This is a genomic window from Micromonospora craniellae, assembly GCF_014764405.1.
Classification (GTDB): Bacteria; Actinomycetota; Actinomycetes; order Mycobacteriales; family Micromonosporaceae; genus Micromonospora; species Micromonospora craniellae.
This window is the reverse complement of sequence record NZ_CP061725.1, coordinates 3,991,966-4,014,628: the sequence shown is the minus strand read 5'-3', so window position 1 is coordinate 4,014,628 and position 22,663 is coordinate 3,991,966. Positions and strand designations below refer to the sequence as shown.

Here is a 22,663-nt window from a genome sequence, read left to right as displayed (position 1 = left end):
GGCCAGGTGACCAGCAGCGGCGAGACCGGCGACCGGCCGCAGATCTGGCAGGAGCGGCTCTACCGGGTGCTGCCCCTCTACGTGGGGCTGTTGGGCTTCGCCGCCACGCTGGTCATCGCCAGCCCGTGGTACGGCTTCTTCGCCTGGGTCGGCTTCGTCTACGCGTTCTTCCTGCCGGGCAGGTGGCCGATGGCCGGGGTGGCCGTCACCGCCGCGTTGCTCGGCACGTCGCAGAGCGGTGGCCTGCCGTCGCTCTCCTCGAACTGGCTGGTCTGGCTGGTCATGGTGTCGTTCAACCTGATCGTTGCCGGCGGCGTGAGCTGGTTCGCCTTCGTGGCCGAACGGGAGGGCGAGAAGAGCAAGCGGCTGGTGGCGGAGCTGACCGATGCCAACGCACGGCTCGCCGAGACCGTGCGGGAGAACGAGGGGCTGCACGCGCAGCGGCCGAGCAGTCCCGGGACCGCTCGGCCGACTGGCACCGGCACGTGGAGAACGCGCTGGACCTGGCCCGGGAGAGCCTCACCGAGGCACGCCGGTCGGTGCGGGCGGTCCGCCCGGAGCCGCTGGAGACGGCCCGACTGCCCGACGCGCTCGCCGAGTTGGGCGGGCGCTGGTCGGCCCGGCACGGGGTGGCCGCCAGCGTCGACACCACCGGTACGCCCCGCCCGCTGCACCCGGAGGTCGAGGTGACACTACTCCGGGCCGCCCAGGAGGCGCTGGCCAACGTGGCCCGGCACGCCGCCGCGTCCCGGGACGGGCTCACCCTGTCGTACATGCCGGATGTGGTGACGCTGGACGTCCGCGACGACGGGTCGGGGTTCGACGTCGACGACGGGTCGATCGTGCCGGACCAGGACGGCGGCTACGGCCTGACCGCGATGCGGCAGCGGGTGACCCGGGTCGGCGGCCGGTTGGCGGTCGAGTCCGAGCCGGGCGGCGGCACCGCCATCTCGGCGTTCGTACCGGCCCTGCCCGGAGCCGCCGCGTGAACGGCCCGGTACGTCTGCTCATCGTCGACGACCATCCGGTGGTTCGGGACGGGCTGCGGGGCATGTTCACCGGTGACCCCGGGTTCGAGGTGCTCGGCGAGGCGGCGGACGGCGCCGAGGCGCTGGTGCTGGCCGCGTCGCTGCGACCGGACGTGGTGCTGATGGACCTACGGATGCCGGGCATGGACGGGGTGACCGCGATCGGCCGGCTGGCCGCCTCGGGCAGCCCGGTGAAGGTGCTGGTGCAGACCCACCTGCTGCACGTGTACGCCAAGCTCGGGGTCAACGACCGGGCCGCAGCGGTCGCCGCCGCGTACGACCGGGGCCTGCTCACGCCAGGCGGGCGGTGACCGGTGCGCGCCGCCCGACTGATCTCGTTGCTGCTGTTGTTGCAGGCCCGGGAGGTGATGACGGCGGCGGAGCTGGCCCGCGAGCTGGAGGTCTCCGAACGCACCGTCTATCGGGACGTGGTGGCGCTCTCCGCCGCCGGGGTGCCGGTCTACGCCGACCGGGGGCCGGCGGGCGGCTACCGGCTGCTCGGCGGCTACCGGACCCGGTTGACCGGGATGACCCGGGACGAGGCGGAGGCCCTCTTCCTGGCCGGACTGCCCGGCCCGGCCGGTGAGATGGGACTGGCCGACGCGGTGGCGGCGGCGGAACTCAAGGTGCTCGCCGCGCTGCCGCCGAGCCTACGCGACGCCCCGGCCCGCACCGGGCAGCGGTTCCACCTGGACGTGCCGGGCTGGTACCACCACCGGACCGCCCCGCCGACGTGGCTGACCGAGCTGGCCGGCGCGGTCTGGCGGGACCGGGTGGTGACGCTGCGCTACCAGCGCGGGGAGCGCGAGGTGACCCGCCGGATCTGTCCGTACGGTCTCGTGCTCAAGAACGGGACGTGGTATCTCGTCGGCCGGGTCGGCGAGGACGTGCGCACCTACCGGGTGGACCGGGTCACCGCCGTCGAGCCGCACGAGGAGACCTTCGACCGGGAACCGGACTTCGACCTGGCAGCGCACTGGCAGCACGAGGCCGCGTCGTTCCTGCGGAGCATGCTGCGGGCCGAGGTGACGCTCCGGCTGAGCCCGGTCGGCCTGCGCGTGCTCCGGCACCTGGTCGACGCCCCGTTCGGGTACGACGAGGCGGTCGCCGCCGCGAGCGGGCCCGACGGGCAGGGCTGGTCGACGATCCGGCTGCCCATCGAGTCCGTCGACGTGGCGTACGCCCAACTGCTCGGGCTCGGGCCGGAGGCGGAGGTGTGCGACCCGCCCGAGTTGCGGGCCCGGCTGGCCGAGGCGGCGGCCCGGACGGCCGCCCTCTACGTCACCGATCGTACGCCGCCGACCGGCCAGGACGGCCGGCCGGCGGCCGACGGTCAGCGGTAGCCGGTGACGTCGGCGGGGTGACCCGCGTCGACCACCTCGCTGATGTAGCGGAAGGCGTCCGGCTGGCTGCCGTCGACGTCGGTGAAGCCGTACACCTTGGACAGTTCGCCCGCGGAGACTGATTGGCCGGTCCAGCGGTGTCGGTCGGAGTCGGTGGCGAGTGCGGCGACCGCCCGGCCGACGAAGGCCGGTGTCTCGGAGATGAGGAAGTGCGGGTCCTTGGCGGCGCCGTCGCGCCAGTTCGCCTCGGTGACGCCGAAGTGCTCCAGCATCGCCTCCGACCGCAGCCACCCCGGGCTCAGTGCGACGGCCGTGCCCCCGTACGCCTTCAGCTCGTGCGCCCAGATGAAGGCGAGCCGGTTGACCGAGGTCTTGGCCAGGTCGTAGAAGACCGACAACCGGTAGTTGTCGTCGTTGTACGCCTTCGTGCCGTCACCGATCTCCACGACCAACCCACCCGGACGGCGGGTCAGCAGCGGCAACGCAAAGTGGCTGGTGATCACGTGGGTTTCGACCGCCAGCCGCAGCGTCCGGAAGCCGGCGTCGAGGGGCTGTTCCCAGACCGGCTTCTCCCAGGTGATCAGCGGATCGGCACCCCACACGTCGTTGACCAGCACGTCGAGCTGGCCCTGCTCGGCGTCGATCCGCTCGACCAGGGCGCGCACCTCGGCCGGTACGAGATGATCGGCCCGGACCGCGATCCCGGTGCCGCCGGCGGCGGTCACCAGCTCGGCGGTCTCCTCGATGGTCTCCGGCCGGTTCAGCTCGGAGCGCTCCGCCCGGCTGCTGCGGCCGGTGGCGTACACGGTGGCACCGGCCGCGCCGAGTTGCACCGCGATCTGCCGGCCGGCACCCCGGGTGGCCCCGGCGACCAGCGCCACCTTTCCTGTCAACGATGTCGTCATGACGGTCACGTTGCCAGGAGTACCTGACAGCCGACGTCAGCTTTGGCGACGACGTCCACCCGGCCGCGCCCGGGCGGAGAAGGCCGCCGCTCCGGTCCGCGCCCCGCCGGTCGGTGCCGAGCCGGATCGGGCCGCCTGCGACCGCGTACCCTGCCGCCCTGCGCCCGTCTGCGCCCCTTGGGAGCGGGCCGAACCGGCCTGCGCCGCCTGGGACCGCGACGAACCGACCTGCGCCCCCTGGGATCGTGCCGTGCCGCCCTGTGCGCCACGGGACCGCCCGGCGCCGGGCTGCGCCGCATTGGTGCGGGACGAACCGGCCTGGACCGAACCGGCCTGGACCGAACCGGCCCGGGACGAGCCGGCCCGGGACGAGCCGGCCGACCTGCCGCCGCGACGGCCGCCCCGGTTCGACCGTGGCTCGCGTGCCGGCTCGACCGACTCCGTCACCGGTCGGGCGACGAGCGTCCGCTCCCCCGGAGCGATCTCGCGCAGCAACGCGTCACCAGGACGCAGCCGGGTGGTGGTCACCCGGATACCTGCCTTGCGGGTCAGCTCCCGCACCTCGGACGCCTGCTGGTCGGTCATCAGGGTGACGACCGTGCCGGCCGCGCCGGCCCGGGCGGTACGCCCCGACCGGTGCAGGTACGCCTTGTGCTCGGCAGGTGGGTCGGCGTGCACCACGAGGGCCACGTCGTCGATGTGGATGCCCCGGGCGGCGATGTCGGTGGCGACGAGTGTCTGCACCTCGCCGTCGGAGAACGCCTGGAGATTCCGGGCCCGCGCGCCCTGGGCCAGGTTGCCGTGCAGCTCCACGGTCTTCACACCGGCGGCGACCAGCCGACGGGTAAGCGTCTTGGCTCCCCGCTTGGTGCGGGTGAACACCACGCTGCGGCCCGGTGTGGCGACCAGGTCGACCAGCACGGCGAACCGGTCGTCGGCGAGCACGTGCAGCACGTGGTGCGTCATCGCGGTGACCGGGGACAGCGTCGAGTCGACACTGTGCGTGACCGGGTCGGTGAGGAACCGGCGGACGAGCACGTCGACACCGGCGTCCAGGGTGGCGGAGAAGAGCAGGCGCTGACCGCCCCGCGGGGTCTGGTCCAGCAACCGCCGTACGGTGGGCAGGAAGCCGAGGTCGGCCATGTGGTCGGCCTCGTCGAGCACGGTGATCTCGACCGCGTCCAGGTGCGCGTGGCCCGCGTCGACGTGGTCGGCGAGCCGGCCCGGGCAGGCCACCACCACGTCGACCCCGGCACGCAGGCCCTTGATCTGCGGGTTGGCGGCCACGCCGCCGAAGACGGTCATCGTGCGCAGCGACAGAGCCCGCGCCAGCGGCGCCATCACGCTGTCGATCTGGGAAGCCAGCTCACGGGTGGGCGCGAGGATCAGCGCCCGGGGACGCCCGGCCCGCCGGGGGGCGGGGGTGGCGGCCAGCCGGGTCAGCACCGCCAGCACGAAGGCGTAGGTCTTGCCCGAACCGGTGCGGCCACGACCGAGCACGTCGCGCCCGGCGATCGCGTCGGGCAGGGTCGCCGTCTGGATCGGGAACGGCCGGGCCACCCCGGTCGTGGCGAGGACGCGGGTGAGCGTCTCGGGCACGCCGAGGTCGGCAAAGGTGGGAGTGGTCGAGGAGGTGTTCTGCTGCTGTGGGCGGCGGGCCGCCATGAATGCTCCGAACGTCGAAGAAAGATCCCGCCCGGCGCTGACCGCTTACCGGCCGCAGCGCGTGGCCTGGGACATCGAACCGGCCCGCCAGGACAGGGCCGCAAGGTCAGTCTACCCCCTGCCGCCCGCCCACGTGCGGGAGCACGATCTGTTCAGGTTGCGACGTCCTGCCACTTGCGCTGGCCGTCCATCCACGCTCCGGCCAGGATCTCCGCCGACCGTAGGCCCGGACACGGAATGATCTTCGACCCGCCGGCACCGCCGCCGGCCCGGGCCTCGACCTCCCACGACTCGCCGTCGGTGCGGATGAACACGTCGCGACGGCCACGCACGGTGCGGTCGCCGTTCCACCAGTGACGCTCGGTTCTCACTCAGAGACCGTACAGCAGAAATCACCGCGAAAGATGAGATGATCTTGTAATCTGTCGCGACGATCGGGTGAAGAACCCCGCTTGAACAGCGGACACCTTACGGTCCGGCCCACGGCGCCGACGCCCGAGAGAGCTGCGGCGGCGACGGAAGTCCACCACCACCCGGAGCTACCCGTTCAGGAACTCGGAGATCCGACCGCGCAGGTCGGCGCGTTCCGTCCACAGCACGCCGGGACGGGCGTACCGGTGCAGGATGGCCCCCGGCAGCACGGCGGTGAGCTGCTCGGCCACCTCCACCGGGTGCAGGTCGTCGCCCTCTGCGGCGATCACCAGCGCCGGTGCGGTCACCGCCGCCAACGCCCGGGCGTCCGGCACCGGCACCTGACCCGGCAGATCGGCCAGGCCGGCGGCAAGTCCGTCGCGGAGCAGGTGGTCCAGCCGCTGTCGCAGGTACGCCCAGCCAGCCGGGGTGTTGCGGACAGCCGGCGGCAGCTCGGCCGAGACCACCTCGGCCACTGCGGACGCGTCCCCGACCTCCACCGCCGCCAGCAACTCGGTCAGCCGGGCACCGGCCGCCGGGCACCGGGGCCGGTCCAGCGCGGCGGGCAGGAAGAAGACCAGCCGGTCGAATCGGTCCGGGCTCTCCACGAGCAGGCGGCACAGCGCGCCCGCGCCGAGACTGACCCCGAAGGCACGGGTCGCACCACCGAGATCCGCGACAGCGCGCAGGTCCCGGGCGAGGTCGAGGTAGCTCCACGGGCCGTCCGGCGCGTCCGAGCGACCATGGCCACGGAACTGGAAGAAGACCTTGCGTCCGTGCACTCCGCTGCCGAACGGGCGGGTGGTGGCGATGCCGTTGCCGAACCCGTGCGCGAACACCGTGACCGGGTCACCGACGCCGGTGACCAGCCGTTCCAGGCGTACGCCGTGCGGGGTGTCGACCAGCTCGGTCTCCGGCTCGGGCAGCGGCGGACGACCGGTACGCGGGGCACCCGGCCCCGGCCCGCAGGTGCGGGGTCCGCCGTTCGGTGGTGGTGGCCAGCGGAAGGCCCTCACCAGGATCCTCTACCGTCGCCCAGTTCACGCAGGCCGACGCGCACGTCGAGCAGATAGATGAGGGCGGCGGCGACACCGATCAGCCCGAAGATGCTCAGCGTGCTGCGGGTCAGCAGGGTCAGCAGGGTCGTGACCGCCAGGATCGCGATCCATCCGCCCTTGGGCAGGGTGCCGATGGCGGGGAAGGCGTCGGAGCGCTGGGTGATGGCGTGCACGAGGGCCACCCCCTGCACGACCAGCGCGAAGACGAACAGGATCAGTTCGATCACGGAGCGGACGTCGAAGACGAAGATCGGCGCGGCGTTGGCCATGACGGCAAGCTTATGCTGGCGACCCCGGATCCGTCCGACAGGACGGTGACCGGGGTCGCCGCAATCGAGGTACGTCTGTCGTGGTCACTCGGCCTCGGGACGGGTCCGCTTCGTGGCCCGGGGCAGTTTCGCCGACGGCGTGGTCCGCTTGGCGGCGGCCGGTTGCCGGGTGCCCGCCTTTGCCCGGGTGGCCTTCTTGGCGGCGGCCGGCTTGGCCTCCACGATCTCGGCGACCTCGGCCGGACTGGGCGCCTCGGCCTGCTTGCGCTGCTGCGCCGGCTCGGCGTCCGGCGCGATCGCGGCGGGCTCCATTGTGGCGTCGGTGGCATCGATGTCGGCGTTCACCGTCTCGGCGGCATCCACCACGCCCGCACCGACGACCCGCTCACCATGCGCGACGAGCGCACCGTACGCGGCCAACGCCCGCTCCTGGGCGGCGTGGGCGCCGGCGACGACCACGGCGGCGTTGCGGGTCGCCAGCTCGCGCAGCCGGTCCAGGTCGGCGGCCTCCCGCAGCTTGTTCACGTCGGCGGCCTCGCGCAGCTTCGCCGGGTCCGCCACCTCACGCAGCCGGTTGAGGTCGGCGACCGGAGTGGCCTTCTGCCGCAGCGACCCGGCGGTCTGGTTGGCGTTGCGCAGCGCCTCGTTGGCCTTCTGGCGCAGCTCGAACCCGGCGACGACGGCCTTGCCACCGAGGTCGCTCACCACCCGGCCACCGTCGGCGGCGACCCGGTCACGCAGCTCACCGACCACGGTCGGCAGTCGCCGCAACTGCTGCAGTGCGAGGTCACCGGCGCCGGCGGCAGCGTAGATCGGGGCGGGAATGCGGTCGGTCTTCGGCTGGGTCATGACTTCTCCTCCTGGGCCGCGGCGGCGGCCTTGCGGACCACCGTGCGGGCGGTCTTCCTGGCTGGGGTGCGGGTCGGCGCGGGGGCCGGACCGGCCTCGGTCACGGCGACCGATTCCAGTACGGCCTCGGTCGGCGACCCCTCGGCGGTGGTGGGGCCGGTGGCGGCCAGGTTCGCCACGTCGGGCGAGGTGAGATCGGGAACGTCGTTCGCGGCGTTCGTCCCGCCGGCCATGTCGGTGCCGGTGGTGCCCTCCCGCGCGGCGTCCGCTGCCGCGGTCGCGTCGGCGAGCCGGGCGTTCTCCCGGCGGAACGTCTCGTAGATCTGGGTCAGGGACTGCTTCTGGGCCATGGTCAGGTCCGGGTCGACCGCGATGGCCGCCAGCACGCCCTGGCCCTCCTTGTCGTCGAGGAGCCCGGCGCGCAGGTACATCGCCGGGGTGGAGACCCGTAGCGCGCTGGCGAGCTGCTGGAGCACCTCGGCGCTGGGGCGACGCAGGCCCCGCTCTATCTGGCTCAGGTAGGGGTTGCTCACCCCGGCCTGCTCGGCGAGCTGCCGCAGCGAGATCTTCGCGTTCCGCCGCAGGTCACGAATGAACCCGCCGACATCGGGAAGGTCCTTGGAAGTGGCCATGTCTCCACGCTAACCGGCCCTGCTAGCCGTTGCAAGCAAAACGCTAGCCCGAGTTAGCAAGGTCTCCACGTCCGGGTTTGCGCCCACGCGCGACCGGTCGTACTTAGGGACCCAGTGTTAGGAAGGGTCCCCTGCTAACGCCTGCGGTAGAGCAGGGGACCCTTCCTAACCTGTCACCCGCCGGCGGGCGACGGCGGCTGCCGGCGGCCGCCGAGGCGTCACCAGAGCGGACGGACGGCACCGACCGGCAGGCCGCCACCGAAGAGAGGCACCTCGGCGAACTCCGCCAGCACCGGCGCGTCGACGCCGAGCCGGCGCAGCGCGGAGACCAGCACCGGCATCCGGGGACGACCGGCGCCGTCGTCGATCTTCAACGCCACCGCGCCGATGCCGGGCAGTGCCGTCGCGATCACACCCTCCGCGCCCACCTTCGCCAGCAGCCCCGGTACGCCACGCATCAGCCGGGTGTCGTCGGCCTCGGTGCCGCCGACGATCTCCGGGTGCCCGCGCATCGCGTCGGCCACCGCGCGCACGGCCGTGCCCTCCTCCGCCGTGACCAGCCGCAGGTACGCCCCGGCCAGCCCGGTCAGCGACGTCGACAGCACCGGCGCGCCGCACCCGTCCACACCGACCGCCACGGCCCGCGTACCGGTCAACTCCTCAACCGCGTCCCGCAGCCGCTGCTGGAGCGGGTGCTCGGGACGCCAGTACCCGTCCACCGGCCAACCGGCGGCCCGGCAGGTCAGCAACATCCCGGCGTGCTTGCCGGAACAGTTCATCTGGAGGCGGGTGGGACCTCCGCCGGCCCGCAGCGCCGCCTCGCGGGCCTGCTCACCGACCGGCAGTTCCGGCGGACAGTGCAGCGCGTCCTCGTCGAGACCGGCGGTGGCGAGCAGCCCCGCCACCCGGGCCAGGTGGAACTCCTCCCCCGCGTGGCTGGCCGACACCAGGGCCAGGTCGGCTGGCTCGGTCAGCGGCAGCCCGGCACCGATCATCCCGACCGTCTGCATCGGCTTGTTCGCCGAACGCGGGAAGACCGGCGAGGTCACGTCGCCCGCGGCGGCGACCACCGCACCGCCGGCGTCGAGCACCACCACCGAACCCCGGTGTACGCCCTCCACGAAGCCGGACCGGACCACCTCGGCGAGGGCCGCGCCGCCCTCGTACGTCTCTCCCACAACGTGGACGGTACCGACGGTGCGGGGCAGGTCGGCACCGGGGTGAACAGGGACGCCACCTCCGGGGTGTACAGCAACGGCGGGGAGTTATCCCCTTACATTCCGAGCAGCTCGCGCGCGTCGGCGGTGGTCATCGGCGGACGCTGTGCGAGCTGGGCGAACCCGACCGCGCGGGCGACCAGCTGCATGTTGGACTCCACCGGGCGCCCCTTGGCGTACGTGATCGTGTCCTCCATGCCGACCCGCAGGTGGCCACCGGTCGACAGCGAGGCGAGCAGCACCGGGATCGTGGTGCGGCCGACACCGGTCGCCGAGAACGTGGTCCCCTCCGGCAGGTCCCGCAGCATCTGCTGGGCCGCGACCAGGGCCGCCGTGGTGCCCGGCATGCCGCCCGGCACACCCATCACGAAGTCGACGTGCACGTGCCCGCCGTGCGGCAGCCCGTACCGGCCGAGCAGCCGCTGCAACGCGGTCAGGTGGCCGAGGTCGAAGATCTCGTACTCGGGCACGACCCCGCGCTCCTGCATCCGGGTGTGCAGGTCGACGATGAACTCCCAGCGGTTGAGGAAGACGTCGTCGCCGAAGTTGACCGTGCCCATGGCGCACGAGGCCATGTCCGGTCCCGCCTCCAGCACGGCCAGCCGGTCGGCCTCCGGATCGGTGACCGTCCCGCCGGTGGAGAGCTGCACGATCAGGTCGGTGCTCTCCCGCAGCGCCGCCACGGTCTCCCGCAGCCGCCCCTGGTCCAGGGTCGGGCGTGCCTCGCCGTCGCGGATGTGGACGTGGATCACGGAGGCACCCAGCGCCTCGCACTCCTTGGCGGTGAGCAGCAGCTCGTCCAGGGTCACCGGCAGCGCCGGCACCTCCGTCTTGGCCGACTCCGCGCCGGTGGGGGCAACCGTGATCAACGTCGCTGTTGTCATGCCGGCGATCCTAGAACCCCCGGCCCGGGTCCGGGTGTCAGCAGGGGTCCGTCGGTGTTAGCAGGGGTCCCTTCCTCTACCGCAGGCGTTAGTAGGGGGCCCTTCCTTACATCACTGTGGGTCGATGGCGGCGGTGCTCTCGCCGACCCGCAGTGTCGTGTCGTCGGAGACCGAGCGCTTCACCACGGCCAGCGCGATCTGGCCCTGCTCGTGGTGGTGCACGGCGGTGCCGACGAAGCCGACCGTCCGGTCGCCCGACGTGACCGGGGTACCGGCGGCCGGAAGTTGGTCGGTGGTCACCCCGTCCAGGTGCAGCAGGACCAGGCGCCGCGGCGGACGACCCATGTTGTGCACCCGGGCGACCGTCTCCTGCCCCCGGTAGCAGCCCTTGTCGAGGTGCACGGCGGGGGCGATCAGATCCACCTCGGCGGGGATGGTCCGGTGGTCGGTGTCGACGCCGACCCGGGCCCGGCGGGCGGCCACCCGCACCGCCTCGTACGCCCACAGGCCGGCGGGCGGCACCCCGCCGTCGCGCAGCCGGGTCACCAGCTCGTCCATCGCGGGCCGGGGCACCAGCAGGTCCACGCCCAACGGCCCGCGCCGGGCCCAGCCGCCGTCGGGCAGCGGCTTGACGTCGTACCGGGCGGTCGGGCGGGCGGGCAGCTCACCGGCACGGAACTTGGCACCCGGTACGCCGATCACCTCGGGCCCGGCGAGCGGCGGCACGCCCAGCAGGGCCACCGCGTCGGGCGTCTTCGGCCCGACCAGCGACAGCAGCGCGTACTCGGCGGTGGCGTCGCGGGGCTCGACCTGGCTAAAGAAGCGCATCTTCTCCAGGTAGCCCAACAGGCCCTCGGTGGCGCCGGGCTCGGTGTCCAGCCAGGTGGTGTCACCGTCCTCGGTCACCATGGCGTGCTGCTCGACGTGCCCGTGCGGCGAGAGCACCAGCAGCTCGGTGCCCTGCCAGGGCCCCAGCTCGGCCAGGTGCTGGGTGGTCAGGGTGTGCAGCCAGGAGATCCGCTCCGCGCCCGGCACCGCGACGACAGCCCGGTGCGAGCGGTCCACCAGACCGACCTCGGTGTCCAGCAGGCGTTGCTCGCGCATCGGGTCGCCGTAGTGCGCGGCCACCGACCGTACGCCGGCCGCCGCGTGGGCCGGGTCCGGCTGATCCCGGCTGGCCTCGTCGATGCTCTCGACAGCCACCGCACCCGCGATGTCGATCATTTCTGGCCCCCGTTTCCGTCTCCGCACCGCTCGCACAACCCGAAGAAGGAGACGTGGCCGATGTCGACCCGGAAGCCCCGCTCGGCCGCCGACTGGTCGGCCAGCGGGCGCAGCAGCTCGGATGCCATCTCGTCGATCGCGCCGCACTCCCGGCAGACCAGGTGGACGTGCTGGTCCTCACCGGCGGCGTGATCGGTCGGCGAACCGTGCGAGAGGTGGGTGTGGGTGACCAGGCCGAGCCGCTCCAGCCGCAGCCCACGGGCGCGGAGCAGTTCCGCCAGGGAGGATTCGGACACTCTCCGATCATAGTTCGCTGGTGCGCGAACCTCCCGGCGCGGGCGTCGGGCACTATGCTCGGCCCCCATGGTGGCGTCGCGGATCGGCGTACTGGGCCAGGGCCTGCGACCGCTCGGCGAGCCGCTGCTGCGCGGCGACGACCTCGGCGTCCTGCACGGCGACGGGCTGTTCGAGACCATGCACCTGCGCGACGGTCGGCCGTGGCTGCGGCTGGAGCACCTGGCCCGGCTGCGGGCCGGCGCGGTCGCCGTCGAGCTGCCCCTGCCCCCCGACGCCGACCTGGTGGAGTTGCTCGACGACGTCGCCGCCGGCTGGCCCGCCGAGGTGGAGGGCGCACTCCGGCTGGTCTGCACACGCGGCCCCGAGGGCGGCGGAGAACCGACCGTGTACGCCACCCTCGCCGAGGTGCCGGCGGCGGCCCGGCAGGCCCGCCGCGACGGGGTACGGGTCGCCACCCTCGCGCTGGGCGTACCCGCGCAGGCCCGCCCCGACCTCGACTGGCTCCCCACCGGCATGAAGTCGACCTCGTACGGGGCGAGCACCGCAGCCCGCCGCTGGGCGGCCCGGGCGGGCGTCGACGACGTGCTGTGGGTCTCCTCCGACGGGTACGTGCTGGAGGGCCCGACCGCCAACGTGGTCTGGCTGGACGGGGACACCCTGTGCACGGTGCCGGCCCGCCGCACCGGCATCCTGCCCGGCACCACGGTCGCGTGGCTGCTGGCACACGCCGCCGAGGTGGGCTGCGCGGCCGACGAACGCATGGTCACCCCGGCCGGGCTGCGGGCCGCCGACGGTGTCTGGCTCGCCTCGTCCGTACGCGGTGCGGTGGTGGTACGCAGCCTCGACGGCGCGCCGCTGCCGGTCAGTGCGCGTACCGGGGCGGTGCAGGAACTGCTCGGTTTCCCGCTGCCCTGAAGGCTGACTGAACGCCGGACGACTCAGCCGGCCACCCGGATCAGTCGTGCCGACAGGTGCGGCGTGAGCGGTTGACCGACCGCGGCCATGTCCTGCGCGTACAGCAGTGCCCCCTCGACGATGCCGAAGAGCCGGTGCCCGGCCGTCACCTCCTTGGCGGTGGCCGTCCGCACCACCGCGTCGGTGACGAACTCGATCTGCGTGCCCTTGCGTCGCCCGACGTGCAGCTCCATCACCCCGGTCGGGACGGTCAGCAGCGCCTCCAACTCGTCGGTGACCCGGTCACCGTCGAGCACCGGACGCCACCAGCCCACCTCCCGACCGGCCGGACGCACCGGCCGGCTCTGCTCGTCGAGGATCCAGGCCCGCGACTCGTAGTGCAGGAACGGCCGGCCGTCGTGGCTGATCCGGATCTCCTGGGCGAAGTCGAAGTCCTCGATGGTGGGGAAACCACCCCGACCGCGTCCCCGCCAGACGCCGACGTACGGCAGCAGCCCGTCCAGACTCGGGTGCAGCTTCGGGCCGACCCGCAGGTCGTGACTCTCCTCGAAGGGGTACGGCTCGACCGGCGGCGCGTTCAGCCACGGTGGCGGTGCCAGCGGATTGTCGTCCGACGCGCTCGCGCTCACTGTGCCTCTTTCGTTCGCGACTGCGGGGCTCGCAAAACCGGCTCACTCCTCGCGCTCACTGCACCTTCTTCGTTCGCGACTGCGGGGCTCGCAGAACCGGCTCACTCCTCGCGCTCACTGCTTCCCTCTCGCTATGAGGACCGCCACATAGACAAGACCACCGGCGAGCGCGCCCAGGCCGGCGACCAGCAGGCTGACGAACCCGATCTCGGTGACCATCCGGGTCATCTTATGCTGGGCGGCATGGCCCGCACTCTCGTCGTCAAGGCCACCGCTGGCGCCGATGCGCCGGAGCGTTGCGCGCAGGCGTTCACCGTGGCCGCCACCGCAGCGGCGGCCGGGGTACACGTCTCGCTCTGGCTCACCGGTGAGTCGACCTGGTTCGCATTGCCCGGTCGGGCACAGAACTTCGAGCTGCCGCACTCGGCGCCACTGGCCGAGCTGCTGCACGTGATCCTGGCCACCGGCACGGTGACCGCCTGCACCCAGTGCGCCGCCCGGCGCGACATCGGCACGGACGACGTGATCCCCGGGGTCCGGATCGCGGGTGCCGCCGTCTTCGTGGAGGAGACAATGGCCGAGGGCGCACAGGCGCTCGTGTACTGAAGTCCTCGGGCAGCGTGGCGGAACGGGCACGACAACTCGGGCTAATGCCTACGATTCGGATGTGACCGAGGCGACCGAGCAGTTCTTCGCGGCGTTGCCGGCCCGGGCCCCGGAAGTCCTCCGCGCCCCGGTGACAGGCACGCTCCGGATCGACCTCTCCGGCGGCGGTCACACCGAGCACTGGCTGGTCCGGATGCGGCCGGGCGCGGCCGAGGTGGGTCAGGGCCCGGATCCCGCCGACGCCGTCTGGTACTGCGGCGTAAACCTGTTCGACCGGCTGGTCACCGGCCAGACTCAGAGCATCTCCGCAGTGTTCCGCAACGAGAGCACGTACACCGGGGACGTGGTCCTGTTCCTCGCCTTCCGGCGCTTCTTCCCACCGCCCCCGGGAACCCGGGACCCCCGCGAGGTGGCCCGCGAGCACGTCAGGCGGATCCGGTGAAGGAACTCATCAGCATCCTGGACGGCAACACCTTCCTGGTCAGCGACCGGCACGGCAACATCGAGCCGGCGCTCGACTTTCCCACCGGCCTGTTCTCCTTCGACACCCGGTTCCTCTCCACCTGGCTGCTGCTGCTCGACGGCGAGCGGCTGCACGCGCTGTCGATGGACGATTCGGAGTCGCACCGGACCCGCTACTTCCTGGTGCCGGGCGAGCCCACCCACTTCCTGGACGCCAAGGTCTCGGTGATCCGCAGCCGGGCCATCAGCGGCAGCGTCGAGGAGGAGCTGACCGTGCTCAACCACTCCGGGCAGCCGATGACGTTCACCGTCCGGATGGAGATGGACGCCGACTTCGCGGACCTGTTCGAGATCAAGGACACCCAGCGCAAGCGAGGGCAGCACACCGCCATCCCCGGCGAGAACACGCTGCGGCTGGACTACCGCCGGGAGGCGTTCCATCGGGAGACGGTGATCAGCAGCAACACCTCGGCGCAGGTCGACCCGAGCGGGATGACCTTCTCGATCCAGATCGGACCACACGGCGAGTGGACCACCCGGCTGACCGTCTCCACCATGATCTACGGCGCCCGTGGCGAGGACGTCCGCAACCGGCTCCCCTTCTCCGGCAACCGGACGACCGCCGTCATCCAGGCCGAACACGCCGAGTTCATCGCCAAGGCACCGAAGCTGAGCTGCGACCATCAGCCGTTGTCCAGGGCGTACCGGCGCAGTCTCGACGACCTGGCCGCGCTCCGGTACGAGTCGATCGCGCTCGGCGTCCGCCTGTTGGCCACCGGGCTGCCCTGGTTCATGACTTTGTTCGGCCGGGACAGCATCATCACCTCGCTCCAGGTCCTGCCGTTCCAGCCGGAGCTGATCCCGCCCACGTTGACCATGCTTGCCGGTCTCCAGGGCCACCGGCTGGACGACTTCCGCGACGAGGAGCCCGGCAAGATCCTGCACGAGCTGCGCTACGGCGAGACCGCCGGCTTCGAGGAGCAGCCGCACTCGCCCTACTACGGCGCCGCCGACTCCACCCCGCTGTTCGTGATCCTGCTGGACGAGTACGAGCGGTGGACCGGCGACGAAGCGCTGGTCAAACGGCTGGAGCTGTCCGTCCGGGGCGCACTGGACTGGATCGACACCTACGGCGACCTGCTCGGCACCGGCTACCTCTGGTATCAGACCCGCAACCCGAAGACCGGCCTGGAGAACCAGTGCTGGAAGGACTCCTGGGACGCGATCTCCTACGCCGACAGCCGGCTACCGAGCTTCCCCCGGGCCACCTGCGAACAGCAGGGCTATGCGTACGACGCCAAGCTGCGCGGCGCCCGGATGGCGCGGCTGTTCTGGAACGACCCGGAGTACGCCGACCGGCTGGAACGGGAGGCCGCCGAGCTGAAGGAACGGTTCAACCGGGACTTCTGGCTGCCCGAGAAGGAGTACTACGCGCTGGCCCTGGACGCCGACGGCACCCCGGTCGACGCGCTCTCCTCCAACATCGGGCACCTGCTCTGGAGCGGCATCGTCGACGAGTCGAGGGCCCGGCGGATCGCCGATCACCTCCTGGGGCCGCGCCTCTTCTCCGGCTGGGGCGTCCGCACCCTCGCCGACGACCAGGGGCGATACAACCCGATCGGCTACCACGTCGGCACGGTCTGGCCGTTCGACAACTCGATCATCGCCTGGGGGTTGTGGAGGTACGGCTTCCGCGAGCAGGCCGGGCAGATCTGCGAATCGATCCTGGCGGCGTCGCGCTACTTCGACGGCCGGCTGCCGGAGGCGTTCGCCGGTTACGAACGCGACCTCACCGAGTACCCGGTGCAGTATCCGACCGCGTGCAGCCCGCAGGCCTGGTCGGCGGGGACGCCACTGATGTTGCTGCGGGTGATTCTCGGGCTCGAACCGCAGGGCGAGCACCTGATCATCGACCCGCACGTGCCCCGGGGCATCGGACGGGTCGAGTTGCTGGACATCCCCGGTCGCTGGGGGCACGCGGACGCGCTGGGCCGAAGCCGCAACCGCAACCGCAACGACGCGGCCGGCTGAGCCGGTCAGCCGGCGCAGCCGGTGGTGGCGGAGAGCACCACCTCGTCCGCGCCCAGGTCGGCGAGGACCGCGACGCCGTCGCGCCGGAAGGCGTACACCTCGCCGGTGTCGACCACCGGCGTGCCGCCCGCCAGCGGCGCGAGCGTGGCCTGCGGTGACGCGGTCAACGCGCCGGCGGCCGACCGGACGGTACGGGCCAGCCCGCCGCCCGGGCACGGCGCCACCACCACCTCGGGCTCGATCCCCGTGCTGCCGAGCGCGCGTAGCGCCTCGGCCAGGGCACCGGCCTCGGCACCGGCCTCGGCACCGGCGGTGTCCGCCCCGGGAGCGGTGTAGTCGTCGCCGACCAGCCGGCACCCGGTGTCCACGGTCAGCCGGATCCGGCCGTCGGCGACGGGCCGCCCCTGCACGGTGACGAAATCGCCCGCGTCGGCACGCAACCGGGGCCCCTCGGAGGTGACCCGGACACCGGCCCGCCACGCCGTCGGCAGCCGGTCGGAGATCTCCTGGAGCGCGGCTCGTTCCTCACCCACCGGCACCGCCAGGTCGACGGCGCGGACCAGCTCCGCGCCGTCGGCGAAGGGGGTGATCCGGCAGCCCCGGTCGACATCGGGGGCGACCAGCGCGGGCACCGCGCCCCAGCTCGCCGCGATCAGTTCGCCGATGGCGGCGTCCACCACCGGGCCGGCCTCGGCCAGCGTGCGCTGCTCACGGACGGTCGGCGGGTCCTTCCGGGCCGAGACCCAGGTGAGACCCGCGAGCAGCACCGCCCAGGCCACGGTCGCCACGATCAGCCAACGCGGCCACCGGGGTTCGGGGGCCGGGGGCCGGGGACCTGCGGGCGGGGGAAACCCCGTCTGGACAGCGCCGCTCACCGGGCCATGGTGTCACGCGTGGTGTACCGCCTCGCCGGGACGCCCGTCGGCGGCCTCCGGCGGCGCGCTCAGCCGGTAGCCGACCCCACGGACCGTCTGCACCTGCGGGCCGCCGGGCAGCGCCCGCAGCTTGCGCCGCAACCGCTTCACCGCCGAGTGCAGGATCGCCGTGTCACCGAGGTACGCGCCGCCCCACACGGAGGCGAACAGCCGCTCGTAGCTCCAGAGTGCGAGCGGTGGGCTCACCAGCCGGGCCAGCAACTCCCGCTCGGTACGCGTCAGGCCCAACGGCGCACCCCGCCAGGTGACCAGGTGCCCAGCCCGGTCCACCACGAGATCGCCCCAGTTCGTCGACCGCCCCGACGGCTCGTCGACCGGCGCGGTGGCCTCGGCCAGCGGGGCCGGGAACATCGCGCGTAACTGCGCCAGATCACTACAGATCACCACCGGCCCCACTCCGTCCAACCGTTGCATGACCCGATGCCGGACCGAGGCGTCGGAGCTGACGCAGACCAGGATCGGTATCTCCTCACCGGACACGTTGCCTCCCCCGAGAGCACCGCACTGACCTGCGACTTTCCAACAATCGCCAACGACAGTCACCGATGGAGCCCCCGCCTGAAGACTAACGGTCAGCATCCCGCCCCGTCACTGACCGAGTACTGACCGACGCCGTCCATTGATCACTGACTGCCGGAGCAAGAGCATGACTCTCAGCGGGCGGGCGCTCACCATCAGCCACCCTCAACGCCCCGTCCGCACCGCGACGTCGCAGCCCGGCGCGCGGATGTCCGGGCCCGAACGGATCGGGACCGACGACGTGGGGGAGGAACCTTTGTTCACACGACCATCCGCACGGTCACCACGGTGGCGGGCGGTGACGCTGCTGGCCGCCGCCGTGCTCGCCGTCACCGCCCAGCCCGCCGTCGCCGCACCGGGCCCACAGCCGACGGCACACCGGGCCGCCGTCGACCAGGGGCTGCTCGACCGTCTCGACACCGCATCGACCGCGACGTTCCTGGTGTACCTGCGCGAGACCGCCCCGCTGGCCGACGCCGCCCGGCTGCGCGACGACGACCGTCGCGCGGGTGAGGTGCACCGGCTGCTCACCGACACGGCCAGCCGTACCCAACGCGACCTGCGGGCGATGCTGGACGAACGCAAGGTGCCGCACACCACGTACTGGATCGCCAACGCGATCCGGGCCGAGGGCGACAAGGCGCTGCTGGACGAGATCGCCCGGCGGCCCGAGGTGGCCCGGATCTCCCCCAGCCGCAGTTACCCGCTGGTCCTGCCGACCGCCACCGAGGCCAGGGCCCGCACCGCAGCCGTCGAATGGGGACTGACCAACATCGGCGCGCCCCAGGTGTGGGACGAGTTCGGCGACCGTGGCGAGGGCGTCGTGGTCGCCAACATCGACAGCGGCGTGCGGTACGACCACGCCGCCCTGGTCGGCTCCTACCGGGGCAACCTCGGCGACGGCTTCGACCACGCGTACAACTGGTTCGACCCGACCGGCGTCTGCGCCGGCACCGCACCCTGCGACAACAACGACCACGGCACGCACACCATGGGCACCATGGTCGGCGACGACGGCGCCGGCAACCAGATCGGCGTGGCCCCGGGCGCCCGGTGGATCGCCGCCAAGGGCTGCGCGTCGAACACCTGCGCGGACGCCGCTCTGCTCGCCGCCGGCCAGTGGGTGCTCGCGCCCACCGACGCCGCCGGGCAGAACCCCCGACCGGACCTGCGCCCCGACATCGTCAACAACTCCTGGGGCGGCGACGGGAACGACCCGTGGTACCAGCAGACCGTCGCGGCCTGGCGGGCCGCCGGCATGTTCCCGGTCTTCTCCTCCGGCAACGACGGACCGGCCTGCGGCAGCGCCGGTTCGCCCGGCGACAACGCCAACGCGTACGCGGTCGGCGCGTACGACGTGAACAATGCCATCGCCAGCTTCTCCGGGCGAGGTTCCGGCACCGACCTGATCAAGCCGAACATCGCCGCACCCGGCAGCAACGTCCGCTCCAGCGTCCGCAACGGCGGGTACGCCTCGGCCAGCGGCACCTCGATGGCGGCTCCGCACGTGTCCGGCACGGTCGCGCTGATCTGGTCGGCGGCACCGAGCCTGCGGGGGGACATCGCCGGCACCGAGGAACTGCTGGACCGCACCGCCCGCGACGTCGACGCCACCACCTGCGGCGGCACCCCGGCCGACAACAACGTCTTCGGCGAGGGACGCCTGGACGCGTACGCGGCGGTGCGGGACGCCCCGCGCGGCCCGGTGGGCCGGGTCACCGGCGTGGTCACCGACGCGGCCGACGATGACCCGGTCGCCGGGGCGACGGTGACCGACGGCACCCGCAGCGCCACCACCGGCACCGACGGTCGGTACGCGCTGAACGTGCCGGCCGGCGAGAGCCGCCTGACCGTGAGCGCCTACGGATACGCCGGTCAGTCGGCGACCGTGACGGTGGCCGAGGGCGAGGCCGTCACCCGGAACTTCGCGCTGGCGGCGACCCCGACGGTCACGGTCAGCGGAAAGGTCACCGACGGTTCCGGACACGGCTGGCCGCTGTACGCGAAGGTCGAGGTGGCCGGGCGGCCCGGTGAGCCGGTCTTCACCGACCCGGTCACCGGACGCTACTCGTTCACCGCGCCGGGCGACACCACGTACCGGCTCGCCGTCAGCGCACGCTACCCGGGCTACCGCACCGTCACCCGGGAGGTGCCGGTCGGCGGCGGGGCCACCACGGCCGACGTGGCCGTCCCCGTCGAGGCCGGTTGCACCGCCGCCGGCTACACCGGGCGATTCGGCACGCCCCTGCTGACCCAGAGCTTCGACGGCACCAGCGTGCCAGCCGGCTGGCGGGTCGACAACCGCACCGCCTCCGGCGGCTGGGCCTTCACCGACACCCGCGCACGCGGCAACCTCACCGGCGGATCCGGCGGCTTCGCCATCGTCGACAGCGACGCCCTGGGCAGCGGCAACACCCAGGACACCGACCTGATCGCCCCACCGCTGGACCTCTCCGGCACCGCCGCGCCGGTGCTGCGCTTCCGCAGCGACTGGCGGGCCGTCGGGATCAGCGACACCGCCGACATCGACGTCTCCACCGACGCCGGCGCCAGCTGGACCAATGTCTGGCACCAGACCACCAGCCGGCGCGGCCCCCGCGTCGAGGAGGTGGCGCTGACCCCGGCCGCGAACGCCGCCTCGGCCCTGGTCCGCTTCCGGTTCAAGGGCACCTTCGCCTGGTGGTGGCAGGTGGACGACGTGGAGGTGGTCAACCGCGAGTGCTCGCCGGTGCCCGGCGGGCTGGTGGTCGGCACCACCACCGACCGCAACACGGGCGCACCGGTCAACGGCGTCACGGTGGTCAGCGACGACCGGCCCGAGGACCGGGCGGTGTCGGCGGCGACCCCGGAGGACGCCGCTGAGCCGGACGGCTTCTACTGGCTGTTCTCCGGCCTGACCGGCGCCCACCCGTTCACCGCCAGCCGGCCCCCGTACCAGCCGACCACCAAGCAGGTCACGGTCGACGCCGACCGGGTCGAGCGGGCCGACTTCGCCCTCGGCGCCGGGCGGCTCACGGTCAGCCCCGCGTCGGTCGTGTCGCACCAGCCCTACAACAGCACCCGGACCACCAAACTGACCGTACGCAACACCGGCAGCGCACCCGCCGCCGTCGAACTGCTGGAACGCACGGGCACGTTCGAACTGCTCCGCCAGTCCGGCGCACCGCTGCGGGAACAGAAGGTGAAGGGCATCAGCAAGGCCCGCGCCGGTGTCGCGTACGGCGGGGCGGCACCCGAGGCCGGTACAGCGGCCGACGACGCGTGGAGCCCGATCGCCAAGCTGCCGGCCGCGATCTACGACAACGCCGCCGCCTGGCTGGACGGCAAGGTGTACTCGGTCGGTGGTGGCGGTGACACCGGCACCGAGCGCCGGGCCTGGGCGTACGACCCAGGTGCCGACGCCTGGACCGCCCTGCCGGACCTGCCGGTGGCACGCTCCAAGCCGGTCGCGGCGGCGGTCAACGGCAAGCTCTACGTGATCGGCGGATGGGGCGCGGACGACCGCACGGTGACCACCGTCGACGTCTTCGATCCGGTCGCCGGCACCTGGAGCACCGTGCCGGGGGCGACCAACCCGGCACCGGCCGCGGCGGCCGGCGGGGCGGTGGTCGGCGGGAAGGTGTACCTCGTCGGCGGCTGCGCCGACGCCACCTGCACGGACTCCGACCGGGTGGTGGTCTTCGACCCGGCGACCGGCACGTTCGGCACCCGGGCCGCGTACCCGCACCCGGTGTCCTGGCTGGCCTGCGGCGGGATCGGCGAGACGGTCCACTGCGCCGGAGGTACGGGCAGCACCGAGTACACCGACGCCTACCGGTACGACCCGACCGCCGACACGTGGAGCCCGCTACCTGACATGCCGACCGAGCTGTGGGGTTCGCAGTACACGGCGGCCGGCGGGATGCTCGTGCTGGCCGGTGGCGTGACGGCCGGCTCGACGGCGGTCAGCAACCGCACCATCGCGTACGACCCGACCACCGGGGCCTGGCGAGACCTGCCCAACGCCCAGTTCAGCCGGTACCGCGGCGCCGCCGCCTGCGGCGCGTACAAGATCGGGGGATCGCCCAGCTCCTTCGTGGGCTCGGCGGACAGCGAGCGGCTCGGTGATCTGGAGCAGTGTACGGCCGAGGCGGACGTGCCCTGGCTGTCCACCTCCCCGACCACCTTCACGCTGGCACCTGGCGCGTCCCGGACGGTGACGGTGACGCTCACCGCCACCGCTGCGGCCGGGCTACGGCAACCGGGGCGGTACGACGCCGAACTGGCCGTCGCCTCGAACACCCCGTACCCGGTGGCACCGGTGTCGGTGGAGATGAACGTCTCGCCACCGGCCAGCTGGGGCAAGATCCAGGGCATCGTCACCGGCACCACCTGCGGTGGGGTGACAGTGCCGGTGGCGGCGACCATCCGGGTGAACCTGATCTCGGCCGGTACCGGGACGACGCTGACCTCCGGCGCCAACGGCAGACACGCATGGTGGCTGCCGAAGGGCCGGTACGAGGTGATCGTGGCCAAGGACGGCTGGGTGCCGCAGGTGAAGCGCCACCAGATCGAGGCGGGCATCGTCGGCACACTCGACTTCGCCCTTGATCCGGCGTCGAACTGCACCAGAGCGACCGGTATCTGACGCACTACCCGTGGTGGCCGCCGGTTCGTGACGAACCGGCGGCCATCGCCGCGCTGTCCGCCCAAACCTCTAGCCGTGGCCGTGGCTGTGACCCGCAAGTCGCGGATGCGGGTGAGGAATCCGACGATGAGGGCGTGGCGGTAGCGCCGCCCGCTGC

General features: G+C 72.8%; 23 protein-coding genes and 1 pseudogene. 9 read left to right on the top strand and 15 right to left on the bottom strand.

The features are described from left to right. Positions 1–6: 6 nt before the first annotated feature. Genes ID554_RS18080 through ID554_RS18065 form a run of 4 tightly spaced genes read left to right on the top strand, consistent with a single transcriptional unit; the run spans position 7 to position 2,371 of the window. On the top strand, positions 7–690 hold the full coding sequence (locus tag ID554_RS18080; RefSeq protein WP_158573781.1) for a hypothetical protein: 684 nt from the start codon (positions 7–9) through the stop codon (positions 688–690). Continuing rightward, positions 687–989: an ATP-binding protein gene (locus ID554_RS18075; RefSeq protein WP_158573780.1), complete on the top strand. Its 303-nt coding sequence runs from the start codon at positions 687–689 to the stop codon at positions 987–989. Before ID554_RS18080 ends, ID554_RS18075 begins: the two co-directional genes overlap by 4 nt. Then, positions 986–1,339 carry a response regulator transcription factor gene (locus ID554_RS18070; RefSeq protein ID WP_117229137.1) on the top strand — a complete coding sequence of 118 codons (354 nt, stop codon included), beginning with the start codon at positions 986–988 and terminating at the stop codon, positions 1,337–1,339. Before ID554_RS18075 ends, ID554_RS18070 begins: the two co-directional genes overlap by 4 nt. A gap of 3 nt (positions 1,340–1,342) precedes the next feature. Next, positions 1,343–2,371 carry a helix-turn-helix transcriptional regulator gene (locus ID554_RS18065; RefSeq protein WP_117229136.1) on the top strand — a complete coding sequence of 343 codons (1,029 nt, stop codon included), beginning with the start codon at positions 1,343–1,345 and terminating at the stop codon, positions 2,369–2,371. Here the strand turns inward: ID554_RS18065 and ID554_RS18060 are convergent. The 11 genes and pseudogenes from ID554_RS18060 to ID554_RS18010 form a co-directional block, all read right to left on the bottom strand. Continuing rightward, positions 2,362–3,276: an SDR family oxidoreductase gene (locus ID554_RS18060; protein WP_117229167.1), complete on the bottom strand. Its 915-nt coding sequence runs from the start codon at positions 3,274–3,276 to the stop codon at positions 2,362–2,364. The genes ID554_RS18065 and ID554_RS18060 overlap by 10 nt on opposite strands. Before the next feature lie 381 nt (positions 3,277–3,657). Then, positions 3,658–4,941 (bottom strand): annotated as a pseudogene (locus ID554_RS18055) (DEAD/DEAH box helicase); the annotation flags it as partial. Positions 4,942–5,093: 152 nt separating this feature from the next. After that, positions 5,094–5,312, bottom strand: a complete 219-nt coding sequence (locus ID554_RS18050; protein ID WP_117229133.1) for a hypothetical protein — start codon at positions 5,310–5,312, stop codon at positions 5,094–5,096. A gap of 168 nt (positions 5,313–5,480) precedes the next feature. Next, positions 5,481–6,368: an alpha/beta fold hydrolase gene (locus tag ID554_RS18045; protein ID WP_117229132.1), complete on the bottom strand. Its 888-nt coding sequence runs from the start codon at positions 6,366–6,368 to the stop codon at positions 5,481–5,483. Then, the gene (locus ID554_RS18040; protein ID WP_117229131.1) at positions 6,365–6,679 is read right to left on the bottom strand and encodes a DUF2516 family protein; all 315 of its coding nucleotides are present in this window, start codon (positions 6,677–6,679) and stop codon (positions 6,365–6,367) included. The genes ID554_RS18045 and ID554_RS18040 overlap by 4 nt, the downstream gene beginning before the upstream one ends. An 84-nt stretch (positions 6,680–6,763) precedes the next feature. Then, positions 6,764–7,528 carry a hypothetical protein gene (locus ID554_RS18035; protein ID WP_117229129.1) on the bottom strand — a complete coding sequence of 255 codons (765 nt, stop codon included), beginning with the start codon at positions 7,526–7,528 and terminating at the stop codon, positions 6,764–6,766. Further along, positions 7,525–8,160, bottom strand: a complete 636-nt coding sequence (locus tag ID554_RS18030; protein WP_117229128.1) for a helix-turn-helix domain-containing protein — start codon at positions 8,158–8,160, stop codon at positions 7,525–7,527. The genes ID554_RS18035 and ID554_RS18030 overlap by 4 nt, the downstream gene beginning before the upstream one ends. Positions 8,161–8,378: 218 nt before the next feature. After that, positions 8,379–9,338 (bottom strand): asparaginase, encoded by a 960-nt coding sequence (locus ID554_RS18025; protein WP_117229127.1) that lies wholly within the window; start codon positions 9,336–9,338, stop codon positions 8,379–8,381. A gap of 95 nt (positions 9,339–9,433) precedes the next feature. After that, positions 9,434–10,261 carry a BKACE family enzyme gene (locus ID554_RS18020; RefSeq protein ID WP_117229126.1) on the bottom strand — a complete coding sequence of 276 codons (828 nt, stop codon included), beginning with the start codon at positions 10,259–10,261 and terminating at the stop codon, positions 9,434–9,436. A 111-nt stretch (positions 10,262–10,372) separates the two neighbouring features. Next, entirely contained in the window at positions 10,373–11,485 is a 1,113-nt protein-coding gene (gene ygfZ / locus ID554_RS18015) for a CAF17-like 4Fe-4S cluster assembly/insertion protein YgfZ (protein WP_117229125.1), read from the bottom strand. Further along, complete coding sequence (locus tag ID554_RS18010; RefSeq protein WP_223884135.1) at positions 11,482–11,781, bottom strand: Fur family transcriptional regulator; 300 nt, start codon at positions 11,779–11,781, stop codon at positions 11,482–11,484. Before ID554_RS18010 ends, ygfZ begins: the two co-directional genes overlap by 4 nt. A gap of 67 nt (positions 11,782–11,848) precedes the next feature. Here ID554_RS18010 and ID554_RS18005 point away from each other — a divergent pair, with 67 nt between their 5' ends. Continuing rightward, entirely contained in the window at positions 11,849–12,697 is an 849-nt protein-coding gene (locus ID554_RS18005; RefSeq protein WP_117229123.1) for an aminotransferase class IV, read from the top strand. Positions 12,698–12,720: 23 nt separating this feature from the next. Here ID554_RS18005 and ID554_RS18000 read toward each other — a convergent pair whose 3' ends face one another. Together ID554_RS18000 and mtfM are read right to left on the bottom strand one after the other, a co-directional pair. Then, positions 12,721–13,326 (bottom strand): FABP family protein, encoded by a 606-nt coding sequence (locus ID554_RS18000; protein ID WP_117229122.1) that lies wholly within the window; start codon positions 13,324–13,326, stop codon positions 12,721–12,723. A gap of 114 nt (positions 13,327–13,440) precedes the next feature. Then, positions 13,441–13,545: a small membrane protein MtfM gene (mtfM, locus tag ID554_RS32790; protein ID WP_267899546.1), complete on the bottom strand. Its 105-nt coding sequence runs from the start codon at positions 13,543–13,545 to the stop codon at positions 13,441–13,443. 12 nt (positions 13,546–13,557) lie between these two features. Here mtfM and ID554_RS17995 point away from each other — a divergent pair, with 12 nt between their 5' ends. From ID554_RS17995 to ID554_RS17985, 3 genes are all read left to right on the top strand, one after another. Next, positions 13,558–13,932 (top strand): DsrE family protein, encoded by a 375-nt coding sequence (locus ID554_RS17995; RefSeq protein ID WP_117229121.1) that lies wholly within the window; start codon positions 13,558–13,560, stop codon positions 13,930–13,932. A gap of 61 nt (positions 13,933–13,993) precedes the next feature. Beyond that, positions 13,994–14,374 carry an SCP2 sterol-binding domain-containing protein gene (locus ID554_RS17990; protein WP_117229120.1) on the top strand — a complete coding sequence of 127 codons (381 nt, stop codon included), beginning with the start codon at positions 13,994–13,996 and terminating at the stop codon, positions 14,372–14,374. Beyond that, positions 14,371–16,425: an amylo-alpha-1,6-glucosidase gene (locus ID554_RS17985; protein ID WP_117229119.1), complete on the top strand. Its 2,055-nt coding sequence runs from the start codon at positions 14,371–14,373 to the stop codon at positions 16,423–16,425. The genes ID554_RS17990 and ID554_RS17985 overlap by 4 nt, the downstream gene beginning before the upstream one ends. Positions 16,426–16,430: 5 nt before the next feature. Here ID554_RS17985 and ID554_RS17980 read toward each other — a convergent pair whose 3' ends face one another. Beyond that, on the bottom strand, positions 16,431–17,300 hold the full coding sequence (locus tag ID554_RS17980; protein ID WP_117229118.1) for a hypothetical protein: 870 nt from the start codon (positions 17,298–17,300) through the stop codon (positions 16,431–16,433). A 12-nt stretch (positions 17,301–17,312) separates the two neighbouring features. Further along, positions 17,313–17,840, bottom strand: a complete 528-nt coding sequence (locus ID554_RS17975) for a winged helix-turn-helix domain-containing protein (RefSeq protein ID WP_117229117.1) — start codon at positions 17,838–17,840, stop codon at positions 17,313–17,315. Between the two features lie 295 nt (positions 17,841–18,135). Between ID554_RS17975 and ID554_RS17970 the strand changes: the two genes are divergently transcribed. Beyond that, positions 18,136–22,506 carry a S8 family serine peptidase gene (locus tag ID554_RS17970; RefSeq protein ID WP_191088576.1) on the top strand — a complete coding sequence of 1,457 codons (4,371 nt, stop codon included), beginning with the start codon at positions 18,136–18,138 and terminating at the stop codon, positions 22,504–22,506. Positions 22,507–22,663: the final 157 nt, after the last annotated feature.